Source organism: Vreelandella sp. L-15 (assembly GCF_056857635.1).
The window spans coordinates 1-14,654 of record NZ_JBSXNN010000025.1; the positions used below are offsets into that span (position 1 = coordinate 1).

Annotated in this window: 13 protein-coding genes; 7 read left to right on the forward strand and 6 right to left on the reverse strand. The window is 58.3% G+C overall.

Features of this window, described 5'->3' with window-relative positions:
• From AC13CY_RS02370 to AC13CY_RS02390, 5 genes are all read right to left on the reverse strand, one after another.
• Positions 1-537 (reverse strand): electron transfer flavoprotein subunit beta/FixA family protein (locus tag AC13CY_RS02370; RefSeq protein ID WP_483052253.1); only part of this gene is annotated, 537 nt, incomplete at its 3' end.
• A 125-nt stretch (positions 538-662) separates the two neighbouring features.
• Positions 663-2,048, reverse strand: a complete 1,386-nt coding sequence (locus AC13CY_RS02375; RefSeq protein ID WP_230834186.1) for a hypothetical protein — start codon at positions 2,046-2,048, stop codon at positions 663-665.
• Positions 2,045-2,515: a PaaI family thioesterase gene (locus tag AC13CY_RS02380; RefSeq protein WP_044629400.1), complete on the reverse strand. Its 471-nt coding sequence runs from the start codon at positions 2,513-2,515 to the stop codon at positions 2,045-2,047. Before AC13CY_RS02380 ends, AC13CY_RS02375 begins: the two co-directional genes overlap by 4 nt.
• On the reverse strand, positions 2,512-4,113 hold the full coding sequence (locus tag AC13CY_RS02385) for a class I adenylate-forming enzyme family protein (protein ID WP_483052254.1): 1,602 nt from the start codon (positions 4,111-4,113) through the stop codon (positions 2,512-2,514). Before AC13CY_RS02385 ends, AC13CY_RS02380 begins: the two co-directional genes overlap by 4 nt.
• A complete protein-coding gene (locus tag AC13CY_RS02390) occupies positions 4,113-5,264 on the reverse strand; it encodes an acyl-CoA dehydrogenase family protein (protein WP_483052255.1) in 1,152 nt (383 codons plus the stop codon). The genes AC13CY_RS02385 and AC13CY_RS02390 overlap by 1 nt, the downstream gene beginning before the upstream one ends.
• A gap of 194 nt (positions 5,265-5,458) precedes the next feature.
• Between AC13CY_RS02390 and AC13CY_RS02395 the strand changes: the two genes are divergently transcribed.
• The 7 genes from AC13CY_RS02395 to AC13CY_RS02425 all read left to right on the forward strand — a co-directional run bounded on the left by AC13CY_RS02395 (position 5,459) and on the right by AC13CY_RS02425 (position 12,773).
• Positions 5,459-6,991: a 3-hydroxyacyl-CoA dehydrogenase gene (locus AC13CY_RS02395; protein WP_213261970.1), complete on the forward strand. Its 1,533-nt coding sequence runs from the start codon at positions 5,459-5,461 to the stop codon at positions 6,989-6,991.
• A gap of 47 nt (positions 6,992-7,038) precedes the next feature.
• Complete coding sequence (locus AC13CY_RS02400) at positions 7,039-8,247, forward strand: 3-oxoadipyl-CoA thiolase (protein ID WP_137094096.1); 1,209 nt, start codon at positions 7,039-7,041, stop codon at positions 8,245-8,247.
• A gap of 142 nt (positions 8,248-8,389) precedes the next feature.
• A complete protein-coding gene (locus tag AC13CY_RS02405) occupies positions 8,390-9,211 on the forward strand; it encodes an IclR family transcriptional regulator (protein WP_044629405.1) in 822 nt (273 codons plus the stop codon).
• Positions 9,212-9,293: 82 nt separating this feature from the next.
• Positions 9,294-10,406, forward strand: coding sequence for an MlaE family ABC transporter permease (locus tag AC13CY_RS02410; RefSeq protein ID WP_253557083.1), 1,113 nt, complete (start codon positions 9,294-9,296; stop codon positions 10,404-10,406).
• A 17-nt stretch (positions 10,407-10,423) separates the two neighbouring features.
• On the forward strand, positions 10,424-11,227 hold the full coding sequence (locus AC13CY_RS02415; protein ID WP_253557089.1) for an ABC transporter ATP-binding protein: 804 nt from the start codon (positions 10,424-10,426) through the stop codon (positions 11,225-11,227).
• 5 nt (positions 11,228-11,232) lie between these two features.
• Entirely contained in the window at positions 11,233-12,174 is a 942-nt protein-coding gene (locus AC13CY_RS02420) for an MlaD family protein (protein WP_253557084.1), read from the forward strand.
• Positions 12,171-12,773 carry an ABC-type transport auxiliary lipoprotein family protein gene (locus tag AC13CY_RS02425; protein ID WP_058576355.1) on the forward strand — a complete coding sequence of 201 codons (603 nt, stop codon included), beginning with the start codon at positions 12,171-12,173 and terminating at the stop codon, positions 12,771-12,773. The genes AC13CY_RS02420 and AC13CY_RS02425 overlap by 4 nt, the downstream gene beginning before the upstream one ends.
• 9 nt (positions 12,774-12,782) lie before the next feature.
• Here AC13CY_RS02425 and AC13CY_RS02430 read toward each other — a convergent pair whose 3' ends face one another.
• Positions 12,783-14,654, reverse strand: a complete 1,872-nt coding sequence (locus tag AC13CY_RS02430; RefSeq protein ID WP_253557086.1) for a protein kinase domain-containing protein — start codon at positions 14,652-14,654, stop codon at positions 12,783-12,785.

Sequence of the window (14,654 nt, forward strand, 5' to 3'; positions counted from 1 at the left end):
GCGCAGGTCAGTGGTGACGATGGCCGGGAGTGTCAGCGCGACGGTTTGCAGGCCGCCGTCGATTTCACGGGTCACGTTGACCTTGTCACCATCTACCGCGACTTCTGAGGCGAAGGTGCCTTGCGGCAGATTGGTCAGCGCAGCGAGCATCTGGCCGGTCTGGTTGTTGTCGGTGTCGATGGCCTGCTTGCCGAGGATGACGAGGCCGGGCTGCTCTTCGTCTACCACTTTGGCCAGCAGTTTGGCCACCGCCAGCGATTCGGCGCGTTCGTCGGTTTCAATGTGGATGGCGCGGTCAGCCCCCAGCGCCAGCGCAGTGCGCAGCTGCTCTTGGGCGGCCTTGGGGCCCACGGTCACGGCCACGACTTCGGTGGCTACGCCCTTCTCTTTCAGGCGCACTGCCTCTTCCACGGCAATTTCGCAGAAGGGGTTCATGGCCATTTTGACGTTGGTAAGGTCCACATCAGAGTGGTCCGCTTTAACGCGGATTTTGACGTTGTAGTCGATGACGCGTTTCACCGCGACGAGGATTTTCATAAGGCATGCTCCAGCGATTGAACCATCGGCTTTTTATTCCGCATAGCAAAATAATATTTCACTTTATAAAAATAACAATAAAAAAACGCCTGCCAAAGGTCAAGCGTTTCCTTGAACATCCCACCTCAGAAAGGCGACCAACCAAACCATAACGCCAGCAGCGGGATGGCAGCGACCAGAAAGCGCCCGTTCCAGCGGTAACCGATGCGGGTGGCGGGTACGCCGGTAAAGCGCGAGAGAATCAGCATGGAAGCGGTCATGGGTGATGACATCAGCGCCAGCGCCCAGCCTACCATTAACGATGCCCCAATCAGCTCAGGCGTTAACCCCTCAATGCCCATCGTGGGGAGCAAGCCCACCAACAGCGTCACCGTGACAATCGGGTTGACGCCTATTTGCGCTAGCCCCACCACCATCAGCATGGCCAACACCGCATTCAAAGTGCCCAGCGGGTCTAGCACCGCCAATAGCGGTGCTAGCTGCTGAGTATCCACCAAGCCCACGCATACATGCCCCAAATAGCCTGCCGCCCCCAGCACCACGATTTCATTAGCGCTGGGAGACAGCAACCAAGGTAGCTGACGATGCACCGCCGTTATGGCGGCAGGCAATCCACCATAGCCTAGCCTACGACGCTGCCAAGCCAGCCATAAAAGCGCCCCGGTAGGCGCGCCCAGCAGCGCGGCAATGGGCAGTCGTAACTCCAGCAGCCACGCAATGGAAAACACCAGCGCCACAATGCCGATTAGCAAAACGCTAAACTGCGCCAACGGGCGCAACGACGGGGTGACATAGGTTTTATTGGCGGGTGGATGCGGGCCGGTGACATAGTCCACCGCCCAGCCCGCCATAAAAATCAGCCCGGCGGCTCCTAGAATATAGGGTGCCAACTGTGGCCAAGTGACCTGGGGAAGGCTCGAGAGCACCACGGCTACCCCAATGCCCATGGGCGAAATCAGCGGGGCCAGCGAAAATCCGCGCAGTAGCGCCAGCATCATGCGCCGCTGGCGCGCCTGCTGTACCCAAGCGCGCCCCTGTGCCGCACTGAGGGTATTGCTCTTCTCGATCATCGCGGCGAACAGATTCAGCACGCCAATGTTCAGAATGATGCCAAACAGCGCCGAGCCCAGGGATAAGATCGGATAACGGCGGCTGGGGGGTTGAAGCAACATGCTTTGCCCGCAGTGGCGCACTAAACGGGAGCGATAGGCAGGTAAGCGCAGCATACTCAGCGCCACTATAAAGGTGGCAAAAAACGCAAAACGCCCGCTCGCCTCAAACAGCAGCTGCCCAGGCGTGGGCGAGCGCCACAGCGCGAACAGTGTGAGCACGCCAGCGGCACACAGCAGCCCCTTGGCCATGCGGGTGAGTTGACCTTTCAGGGTCATCAAATAAAGCAGCAGCACAACGATGCCTGCGGCTTGCCACGCCACGCTGCCACCCACCAAATGAATCAGCGTGGCAAGCGTCACCAGTAGCAAACAGGAAACCCGCAGGCGGGCTGGGCTCACTCGCTAGGCTCCCTCAACTGCGGGTCGGGAACGCCTTGTGACGATTCGCTGCCGCTGCGGCGACGAAACGCGCCTTCGCCCATAGCGACAAGATTGCCCTGCTCATCCACGATCTCACCGCTGGTCATGAAGGTTTTTTGCCCGCCGCCACGCAGCGTGCCCGTGGCCCTTAACACGCCTTGCCGAGCAGGCCCCACAAAGGTGGTAGTGAGTGACAGCGTCATCCCACGACGAATATTCCCCGGCACATCGCAGTGCAGGCCCGCTAGGCTTAAGGCACTGTCCAGCATGGAAGCCAGTACACCGCCATGCACATTGCCGCTGCGGTTAAGGTGCTTGGGTTCAATGGTGAGTTCCACTACCGCGCGCCCCTCTTCCCACTCCACCACGTGCATGCCCAGCAGTTCGTGATAACCCATCAGCGCCTGCGGTGTGATGGAGGCGTCAGCGCCGTCTATTTCGCTCATAAAGCGCTCTCCTGCTGGGCCAAGTCGCGTAGCCGCCCTTTTAAAATCTTACCGCTGGCGGTGGAAGGCAACGCATCCATCAGCACAATTTGGGTCGGACGCTTATAAGGCGCAAGCCGTTCGGCAATAAAGGCTTTGAGTTCTGCCATATCAACCTCAACGCCCGGCTCGCACTGCACAAATGCCACGACCTCTTCATTGCCTGCCACCTGCCGCCCAACCACTGCGGTTAAGGTCACCGCAGGATGCTCATTAATCACTGCTTCTACATCCGGCGGGTAGATGTTGAAGCCCGAGCGAATAATCAGCTCTTTACTGCGGCCCACGATATAGAGCTGATCGTCGTGATCCAGTTTGGCGATATCACCGGTATTGAGCCAGCCATCTTCCGTTAAGGTGGCGAGGGTGGCATCCGGCTGGCGGAAGTAACCTTTCATGATATTAGGGCCACGCACCCACAGCTCGCCGATCTCATCGCCCGCTTTTTCTGATGTGCCGCTGCTACCCAAGGGTTCCAGCCGATACTCCAACAGCGGCAGCACGCGGCCTACGGTGCTGCTCTGGTGACGATCATCGATGCGGGTTTGGCTAATCGTGGGGCTGGCTTCGGTGAGGCCGTAGCCATTATGAAGCGTTAGGCCAAACGCAGCTTCCACGCGTTTTTTGGTATCGCTATCCAGCGGCGAGCCGCCTGCGGAGATATAGATAAGCGCAGGTGCTTCTAACGCGCGCTGCTCACGCTTCAAGTACTCCAGGGCGCGAGCGTACATAGCAGGCACGCCCTGAAGCACGGTAATGCGCTCCTCTTTGAGCGTTGCCAGCAGCTGTACCGCGTCAAAGCGGGGCACGGTGTACAGGCACGCGCCGTTATACAGCGAGCCCATACACACCGATGAGAGACCAAACACATGAGACATGGGCAGCACGCCATACACCCGCTGCCCTTCGCTCAGATGGCGCATGCCGCCGGAAATAGAAGCGATATACAGAATACCGCGATGGGTCAGCATGACGCCTTTCGGCGTACCGGTGGTACCTGAGGTGTAGATCATCGCCGCCACCTGTTCAGCACCGCTTGCGTGAACAGGCTCTGGCTCGCTCTCAAATAGCGGTGAAATCGCCAGGCTGCCGAGCTGCGGATGCTGATAGCGGTCGGCCGCGTGGCGCTCGGCGTGCTGGCTCGCCTCTGGGGAGGCTTCGCAGGTGTAAAACACTCGGCGCGGCAGGCAGTTGCCCTGAATTAAATCCACTTCCTGAGCGGAGAGGCGCGAATTGACAATCGCGACCCAAACATCCATTTCACTGGCGGCCAACAGCAGTACCACCAGGGCACGGCAGTTTTCACTGACCGTCATAATACGGTCGCCGGGCCGTATGCCTAAATTAGCTAACCACTCGCAGGCGGCATGAATCTCTTGTCCCAGCTCGGCGTAGCTCCAGCGGACGTTGCCATCCACAAGCGCGGGGTGATCCGCTAGGCGTTTCGCATTTTCCAGCACGCGGGTGCTCAAGCGCTCGGGAAGTTCTGCTAACAGCTCGCTTGCCAGACGGCCAAAGATTTTCTCATCTGGCGCTTGGTAAGGGACCGACAGAGCCATTAGGACGCCTCCCGCACCATGTTCCGGGCAATCACCAGCTGCTGAATTTGCGTCGTCCCTTCGTAAATGCGGAACAAGCGCACATCGCGGTAGAAACGCTCAACGGCGTATTCCGACATATAGCCCGCACCGCCGTGCACCTGCACGGCGCGATCCGCGACGCGCCCCACCATCTCGGCACAGAACAGCTTGCAGCAGGAGGCTAGGGTTGAGACGTTTTCGCCATCATCCTTGCGGCGTGCGGCGTCCATGACCATGGTTTTGCCTGCGTAGGCCTCGGTTTTGCTATCTGCCAGCATGGCCTGTACCAGTTGGTGCTCCGCCAGCGGAGCACCAAACTGCTTACGCTCCATGGTGTAGCGCAGCGACTCGTCTACTAAGCGCTCGGCCACGCCCACACACACGGCGGAAATATGCAGCCGCCCACGCTCGAGCACTTTCATGGCGGTTTTAAAGCCTTGTCCCTCTTTACCGCCAATGATGTTTTCAGCCGGTACACGGCAGTTATCAAAAATGATATCGCAGGTATGCGCGCCCTTCTGGCCCATCTTATTATCCGCCGGGCCGCGAATCAGACCGGGCGTATTGCCTTCAACAATAAAGGCGGAGATACCGCCAGCGCCTTTGTTGTCTGGATCGGTACGCGCCATCACGGTGAAGAGGTCCGCCTCCGGGCCGTTGGTGATATAGCGCTTGGTGCCGTTTAACACGTAGTGGTCGCCATCGCGCACGGCGGTGGTGCGCAGGCTGGCGGCATCGGAGCCAGAGTCCGGCTCGGTCAGGCAGAACGAACTAAGAATTTCCCCGGTGGCCAAGTGCGGCACGTATTTGGCTTTCTGCTCTTCAGTGCCGTCAATCAGAATGCCTTGGGCACCGATACCATTATTCGTACCGAATACCGACCGGAACGCGGGAGACGTTTTGCCGATTTCCATGGCTACCAGAGCTTCTTCTTCCATCGTGAGCCCTAAGCCGCCGTACTCTTCAGGAATGGATAGCCCGAACAGCCCCATCTCCTTCATTTCCGCCAGGATCTCGGCGGGCACTGCATCCTCTTCGGCAAGCCGTGCCTCATTGGGAATCAAACGCTCCCGTACAAAGCGGGCAATGGTATCAACCAACTGATTCAGCAGTTCGGGATCACGGATCATAACGGCTCCTGGTAGCAACGATATTTTTATGGTTGGCGTTCGCGCGGGCAGTGAGGCCTGCAATAATTCTGCATGGCGAAACTAGCGTTCACTCTCTTGTCAGGCACTTTTGCATAGCCTAGGATGGCAGTCAATAAACGAAATGCTATTTTGCAATGCAGAACAATAAACCCTTGCAGCGAGGATTTTGACCTATGTCCAACGACGCAGTCGCCCATTCGTTCAACACTCTTGGCATTGTCGGCACCGGGGCCATGGGTAGAGGGATTGCTCAGCTCGCCGCGCAGGCAGGCCTGAACGTCATGCTATTTGATGTAAAAGAAGGCGCGGTGGCGGAAGCGACTGCCTTTATTAATGGGTTATGGCAGCGTAGCGCCGACAAGCAGCGGATTACCCAAGCCCAAGCCGAGCAGTACGGCGAACGATTGATTGAGGCCCGCGACCTCGCCGCCCTCGCCCCCTGCGATATCGTCGTTGAAGCAATTATCGAGAAGCTGGAAGCCAAGCAGGGGCTGTTTAGCGATTTAGAGGGCATTGTTCGCCAGGATGCCGTGCTCGCCACCAACACCTCCTCGCTCTCCGTGACCGCCATTGCCGCCGCCTGCCAGCACCCTGAGCGGGTGATTGGTTTTCACTTCTTCAACCCCGTTCCGCTAATGAAGATCGTGGAAGTGATTCCAGGGTTACGTACCGCCGACACCGTTACCCAGCGGGTCAACGCCCTGGGCACAGCCATGGGCCACTTTACCGCCCAGGCCACCGACACCCCTGGCTTTCTGGTCAATCACGCCGGGCGCGCTTTTGGTACCGAAGCGCTGCGCATTCTGAGTGAGAGCGTGGCCGACCCCGCTACCATCGACCGCATCATGGTGGACCAAGGTGGCTTTCGAATGGGACCCTTCACGCTGCTGGACCTGACGGGCCTGGACGTTTCCCATGCGGTGATGGAGTCGGTGTACCACCAGTATTACGAAGAGCCGCGCTTTCGCCCCTCACCGCTGACTCGCCAGCGGCTCTCGGCGGGCTTGCTGGGGCGCAAAACCGGTGAGGGCTTTTATCGCTACGTGGATGGTCAGCAGCAGATGCCGGATGAACCCGCCATTTCGGCAGTCTCTCCTTGCCCCGTATGGATCAGCCAAGACGACCCGGACAGCGCCGCCGCCCTTGCCGAGCTCGTCAACGCGGCAGGCTGGCCTTTAGCGTCGGGTGATCACCCCAGCAACGAGGCGCTGTGCCTGCTGACACCGCTGGGTGAAGACACCACTCAATGCGCGCTGCGCCAAGGCTTGAATGCCGAGCAGTGCGTCGCGGTGGATATGCTGGCGGGGCTGGATAAGCGCCGCAGCCTGATGGCCTCCCCCATTACCCGCCCCGATCTGATCGATGCCGCTGCCAGCCTGTTGAATGCGGACGGCACCCCAGTCAGCACGCTTCAAGACAGCAACGGCTTTGTGCTGCAGCGGGTGGTGGCGTGCATCGTCAATGTGGGCGCCGATATCGCCCAGCAAGGCGTCGCAGCGCCCGCCACCATCGATCGTGCGGTGGAGCTTGGCTTGGGCTACCCGTTTGGCCCGCTGCGTCTGGGCGAGCGCTACGGCGCTTCGCGCATCCTGACCATTTTGAACAACCTATTGGAGGCCACCGGCGACCCCCGCTATCGCCCTAGCCCGTGGCTGCGCCGCCGCGCCGCGCTGGGTATGCCGCTGACCGACGGACCCACGGGCTGACACATCTCAGCGTCAAATACGGCTTTAAACAAACAAGGAGAATAATCATGCAAGACGCCTATATTTACGACGGGTTACGCACCCCTTTTGGTCGCCATGGCGGCAGCCTGGCGGCCATTCGCCCGGATGAACTGCTGGGGCTGACGCTAAAAGCACTGGTGGGGCGTAATCCGTTTTCCCCAGAGAGCTATGAAGAGGTGTTGGCGGGCTGTACGAACCAAGCGGGGGAAGATTCCCGTAACGTGGCCCGTCACGGGGCGCTGCTGGCGGGCCTGCCAATCGAGGTGGCGGGCCAAACCGTCAACCGCCTGTGCGGCAGCGGCCTGGCCGCCATGATGGATGCCGCCCGCGCCGCACGCTTGGGCGAGGGCGAGCTATTTTTGGCTGGCGGCGTGGAGTCCATGTCCCGCGCGCCTTACGTGCTGGGCAAAGCCGACTCCCCCTACGCTCGCAATCAGCCGATGTTTGATACCGTGATTGGCTCGCGCTTTCCCAACCCGTGGATTGCCAAAGAGTACGGCAGCCACAGCATGCCGGAAACTGCCGATAACATTGCCCACGACCTGAACATTGGCCGCGAGGCCAGCGACGCCTTTGCCGCCCGCTCCCAAGCGCGCTATGCCAAGGCGCTGGCAAACGGCTTTTATGAAGGCGAAATGTTTGGGGTAGACGTGCCTCAAGGACGCAAACAGCCGCCGCTGTTGGTAGATAAAGACGAGCACCCCCGCGCTGAAAGCACCGAGGAAAAACTAGCCAAACTCGGCGCGCTGTTTGAAGGTGGTGTCGTGACCGCAGGCAACGCGTCTGGATTAAATGACGGGGCTGCCGCGCTGATTGTCGGCACGCGTGCAGCAGGCGAGCGAGCTGGGCTTGCTCCGCGAGCGCGTATCGTTGCCAGCGCCGTGGCGGGCGTTGCTCCCCGCGTCATGGGCTTGGGGCCGGTACCCGCCTCGCAAAAAGCGCTGGCCCGGGCTGGCCTCTCGCTTGAGCAGATGGACGTGATTGAAATCAACGAAGCTTTTGCGGTGCAGGTGTTGGGCTGCGTTCAACAGTTGGGGCTTTCTGCCGACGACCCGCGCCTCAATGCCAACGGTGGCGCCATTGCTATTGGCCACCCGCTGGGTGCTTCGGGCGCACGTTTGGCGCTCACTGCGCTGCGCCAGCTAGAAGCCACCGGCGGGCGCTATGCGCTGGTCACCATGTGTATTGGCGTTGGCCAGGGCATCGCGACCATCATTGAACGCCTGGACAGCTAACCGCCCTCCTGCGGCGCTAGCACAGTATCTAAGGCAGGCGCCGCAGGCCAAGCGTTGACTAAGCTCTCTTATCGCGCTTTGCAACGCCCCAGCGCAGGTATGCGATACTTGCCATTCAATGATTGATTAGCCGAGACGCTTGATGGAACCAACCGACGCCGCTGCTGATGAGCCGCAATCACCCGAAAAAGATCGCAACTTTGTCACCGCGCTTGCGCGGGGGTTAGAACTGCTCCGCGCTTTTGGAACAGGGGAAGAGTACCTGGGCAATGCAGAGCTCTCTAATCGCACCCACATCCCGCGCCCCACGGTGTCCCGGTTAACCTATACGCTGACCCAGTTAGGCTACCTGCAACACAACCGTCACCTGGAGAAGTACCGCCTCGGGCCAGGTGTGCTGGCGCTGGGTTACCGCTTTCTGGCCAATATGGGCATTCGCGAAATTGCTCGCCCCCATTTACAGCACTTTGCCGACGCCACCGACTGCAACGTGAGCCTGGGCGGTGCCGACCGCAGCGACATGGTGTATCTGGAAACCTGCCACGGCCACGGCCCGCTGATTATTCGCTTAGATGTTGGCTCTCGTCTACCGATTGCCACCTCGGCGATTGGTCGTGCCTGGCTGTGCGGATTATCTGACGAGCGCCGCCAACAGGTGATGCAAGAGCTAGCCGCGTTTCACGGCAGCGATTGGCCGCGCCTTCATGCCGGTATTGAACAGAGCCTGCGCGACTATGCCGAGTATGGCTTTTGCCTATCCGAACAGGATTGGCAGCGGGATATCAGCGCCGTGGCCATGCCGCTCATTTTAGAAGATGGTGCCGAAGTGATGGCGATTAACTGCGGTGGCTCTAGCCTGCGTTTAGATCATGATCGATTGGTCAACAACCTTGGCCCCAGACTCAAGGAAGTAGCAGCAAAAATTATGCAGGAGCTGGCCCCCAAGTATCGTGCGTCACGTTAAGAAACGACGGCTTACCTTTCACTAACGCTCGTTTTATTGCATCATAGGCCTTCACTGCATGTGAAGGCACTGAGGAGCAGGGATGCCAAACGAGTGGATCACTCAACAGGGCGAGCATGTCTCGCTGCACGGCGAATGGACACTACGCCACTACGCTGAGCTGAAGCGCGCCCTACAGCAGCAGGGGCAGCTAAGCTCGGCCTCGCTGTCGTTACCCGGCTTTGAGGGGCTGGATACCGCCGGTGCGGCGCTGATCGTTGAGCTGCTTGGTGTTGAAAAAACCAAACAAATTGGCGACTGGGCAAACGATCTTCCCCAGGTGCAGCAGGCCTTGTTGATACGCATTGCCGAAGCTATGGACGCTCCGCTTGAGAGCCCCCCACCTCGACCCAACCGGATTAGCGAAGCCTTAGCGACAGTGGGCCAGCAAATGGTGGCGCTGGGGTCTCAGCAGCGCCAGCTACTGGCTTTCATTGGCTTGGTGCTGGCCACATTTACCTCACTTCTGTTTCGACCCCGCCACTGGCGTATTACCGCTACCGTCGCGCATATTCAGCAAAGTGGCTTGAATGCGGTACCTATCGTTGCGCTCTTAACCTTTATGGTGGGCGCAGTGGTGGCGTTTTTAGGGGCCACGGTGCTCCAAGATTTCGGTGCAACGGTTTACACCATTGATCTCGTAGCTTTTTCATTTTTACGGGAATTTGGCGTGCTCTTGGCCGCGATACTTTTGGCAGGCCGCACTGCCAGCGCCTTTACCGCCCAGCTTGGCGCAATGAAATCCAACGAAGAGATTGATGCCCTCAAAACATTGGGACTCGACCCGATTGAGCTGCTAGTGCTTCCCCGGGTGATGGCGATGTTGATCAGCCTACCGCTGCTGGCGTTTGTGGGCATGCTGAGCGGCCTCGTCGGCGGCGCGGTGGTAGCCACCCTATCGTTGGATATTTCTGTGAGTCAGTTCATCACCACACTGCAAAAAGACGTGTCGGTCACTCATTTTCTGGTCGGCTTGAGCAAAGCGCCGGTATTTGCCTTTGTGATTGCCGTCATTGGCTGCCTAGAAGGGTTTAAAGTCAGCGGCAGTGCCCAATCGGTGGGTGCCCACACGACATCCAGTGTGGTGCAAGCCATCTTCATGGTGATTCTCATCGATGCATTAGCGGCGTTATTTTTCATGGAGATGGGCTGGTGACCGAGCGATATTCAGAGATGCCTCAACAGCCTGAGCGCGATGAAGCGGTTATTCGCGTGCAGGGGCTGGTGAACCGATTTGGCGACAACGTCGTTCACGAAGGGCTGGACTTGACCCTCTACCGAGGCGAAATTCTCGGCGTTGTCGGCGGCTCAGGTACCGGTAAATCAGTTCTACTGCGCAGTATTGTGGGCTTAAAGCGGCCAAATGACGGCACAGTAGAAGTGCTGAACCAGCGGTTAAATGAGTTAAGTGAGTCCCAACGCAGCCAAGTCGAGCGGCGCTTTGGGGTGCTCTTTCAGCGTGGGGCGCTATTTAGTTCGCTCAACCTGCAAGAAAACGTTGCGCTGCCGCTTATCGAGCACGCCAAACTCTCTCGGCAAGAGGCCGAGTATCTGGCGCGTATCAAGCTCTCGCTGGTAGGCCTGCCCCCTCATGCCGCCCGACAATTTCCAGAATCGCTCTCTGGGGGCATGATGAAACGTGCCGCGCTTGCCAGGGCACTCGCCCTGGACCCGGATATTTTGTTTCTCGATGAGCCTACCGCAGGACTCGACCCCATTGGCGCCGCCGCGTTTGACCAACTGCTGGTCACGCTGCGCGATGCAATGGGCTTTAGCGTTTTTTTGGTCACCCACGACCTCGATACCCTCTATGCGGCCTGCGACCGGGTCGCTGTGCTGTCGCAAAAACGCGTTCTGGTGGTGGATACCCTGGAAAACGTCGCGAAAACGGACGACGAGTGGGTACAGGATTACTTTAATGGACCGCGTGGACGCGCTGCACAGCGCTCTGCTGGCCTAACCTCTTCTCAGGAGTGACGCACATGGAAACCCGCGCGCACCATATTTTGATTGGTCTGTTTACCGTGCTGACGGCCGCTGCCGCCCTGCTGTTTGCGCTCTGGATGAGCTATGCGGCTGGCCAACGCGACTATCAACCCTACCGCATTTTGTTCGAGCGCAGCGTCAACGGCCTCTCGGTGGGTAGCAAGGTGCAGTACAACGGCATTGAAGTGGGCGATGTCACCGAGCTTTCCCTCAACCCTGACGACCCACGCCAAGTGATCACGCTTATTCGCGTGTATGAAGACACTCCGATTAAAGTGGATACCCGCGCAAAGCTAGCCTTTGCTAGCATTACCGGCAGTATGTCCGTGCAACTCTATGGCGGCACCCCAGAAAGCCAACGCTTGCTAGCGCAGAGCAGCGCCGATACGCCTTTCATTAAAGCCGACCCGTCGCCTATTGCTACGCTGCTTGACGAAGGCGAAGAGATGGTCGAAAACCTCAATGCGATTTTGCAGAGTGTGAACGAGCTCTTCAATGACAATAATCGTGAGCAAGCAGGCAATATCCTGACCAATATTGCCCAAATCACCGAGATGATTGCCTCTCAGCAGTCTGCCCTGGATGAAAACATGGCGCTCTTTGGCGATGTGTCACGCCAAGCCTCCACCACGCTTGAAAGCATCGAATCGCTTAGCCTAGAGGCGAACCGCTTGCTGAGCCAGGAGGGTCAGCAGGTGATGCGCAGCGCAGAGAGCGCCAGCCGCAATGTTGCCAGCGCTGCCCAGCGGATAGAACAGTTGGTGAACGATAACGCGGGTGCTGTCGAAAGCACTCTACAAAGCACTCGCGACATTGCCCCGGCCCTAGCGGCGTTACGCTCGACACTCGCCACCCTCGACCGCATTACACGGGAGCTTGAGGAGAGCCCCACGGACTTTTTCCTAGGCCGCGACCAAGTAGAGGAGTTCCACCCATGAACATGCACGCTTTACGTAACGGCTTTTTTCTAAGTGCCTTACTTACCCTTTCGGGCTGCTCTATTTTACCGGAGAAAGCGCCATCGACGCTGTATCGCTTGCCTGCTACCACGATGCAGAGCGACCCTGCCACCATCACGCAGCCAGAGCGACTGGGTATCGCTACACCAGAAGCGGGCCACCTGCTCAGCAGCAATCGTATCGTGGTGTTTCCCGAAGGCAATGTGGTCAATGTGTATGAGGGTGCTCGCTGGCATGAAGATACACCGGACATGCTGCAAGCCCAGCTGATTGCAGGGCTGCAGCAGCAAGAGCTGTTCGCCAACGTGAGCAGCGATCGGCTCCCTCACGACTTGCTGCTATTAAGCGAGCTGCGCCACTTTCAGAGCGAGTATGACACCTCTCCGCCAAGCGTTAACCTGCAGTTAGACGTTCAATTACTCGGCGCGGACCAACAGCCCGTGGCCTCCACCAGCTTTGCGATTCGGGAGCGCGCCACAAGCACTGGGATACCCGATGTGGTGAGCGCCTTTGGTAGCGCCACCGACCGTTTAACCGAACAGTTGGCGAGCTGGTTAATCACAAACGCGCCGAATTAACAGTGCCGCCTAACGCGGCGGCGCGGGCAAGGCACTTTTTCTTATATACTCTTTTGGGTCTTTGGGGTAGAAGTGCTCTGGTTGTCGTTCTAAGTGGGTAAAAAAGCGCGTGTCTTTGTAGGGCATCTTCATAAACCCCGACACGCCCAGCCCCTCGATTTGACTGACAGCAGCCAGCATTCGGCTCAGTAGGCTGCGAAACTCCTGCTCGCGTTGAGGGTCGAGCAGCCGATAGTAGCTATGGATTTTGAGATGTTTGGGCAGCGCTTCAAAGATGATCATGCCGGTATGGTGAATCTCATTGAGCCGCTGAAGCAGTTGCATAATGGTATCCGGCAGCACCAATAGCTCTTCTGGGTCAGGACCATCTTCAAAGTAGCTGTGCTGCCGGGTGCGATCCTCCATTTCCGGCACCGCGCTCACTTCGTAATTAATCGCCATCTCTGGCTGGCAGTGAAACGCCTCCTCAGGGCTAGCACGCTCTAAGTGCAGCGTTTGGCGGGCATTGAACAGACAACTTTTAAATACCCCCTGGCGATGAATGGCCCGTGCTAAGTGCACCATGTTATTCACCGCTTCGATAAACGCGGGCTTTAGCGCTGGGTCATGCAGGTTGAGCGACGAATCAATATAGACCCCCTCCCGCTCCCAGCGCACCGCTAAACCACCGACGACTGGGTATTTGCCCAACCGGCTCACCGAAGCCAAAAAGGCTTTTTCGGTTTCTCCCATGCCCTGCATAAACTGTTTGTAGTAGCGATCAAGCTGCACATCATTGACGTCGTTTAACGTCTCTTCAGCGCTTGCCTCGCGTAAAAACGCCTTTCGTGAGCTGTACACCACGGTATCGATCTCTTGGCTAGCCGGGCGACGCAGGCCTTTTCCCCATACGGGCACTAGCGGCGTTTGGGGGGCGATGGGCAGGTCAACCATAACCAGCTTCGCCATGCGCGGCATTTCACGAATAAAGTAATCCCCCGCTTTACGCCGCACCTGTGGGTCGGGGTCGAGCATGCCATCCAGCGTGCGCGCGAACTCAATGGGCAATCCCAATGAGCTGGCCGGAATTGCTCGATGGCCAAAACGACAGGACTGCGCAGACGCTAGCGCATAGAGCGTACCTGCCGCCCCCTGCTCATCGAACCGTGGCGACGAGAGCGCTCCGTTCAACTGCTCTTCACCGATAAAATAGACATCCCCCAGCCGGGCATTGGTTTGCTGCAGATTGTCCGACATCAACTCCATTACGTTGGCGCCCACGAACTGAAGCGATTCATCCAACTGTGCGAACACCGATGAGCCCCAGTCGATCAGCGCGATGGCCTCGCAGGTGGCGTCAAAGACCAGATTAGAGGGTTTAATGTCGCCATGTACCACCGGCCGCGCGTTCGGGCCTGTTTCACGACGCAGTGCTTGTAAGATGTCTGCTAACTGTGCAGCGATGCGCATAATTAACCGAGGTGAGAGCCTTCCCTGCTTGAGCGACACTTGCTCCAGATTCCAGCCAGGCGCACGCTCCATGACCAGAATCGACTGGCCGCGTGAGCGCTGATAAGTGATGAGTTTAGGTATCCGAGGGTGTGACACTTGATCAAGCATAAACGCCTCTTCTTCGAGGCGTTCTTGTAGATGGGTGGGCAAGGTAATACGCGAGAACTTAAACACATAGTGGGCAGTCATGCCCTGCTGCCATGCGCTACCCGCAAACACAAACCCATAAGCCCCCTTACCAATCAGCTCGATATTTGAATAGCCCAACTGGGCAAGCTGCGCCTGGCACAGCGCTACCCAGTCTTTTAGCTTTCGCGCATCGTGATGGCTTAGCAGGTACACCGACTGCTCTTCGGGTATGTAAAACTGCTGCAGCGGTGCCTGGCTCAT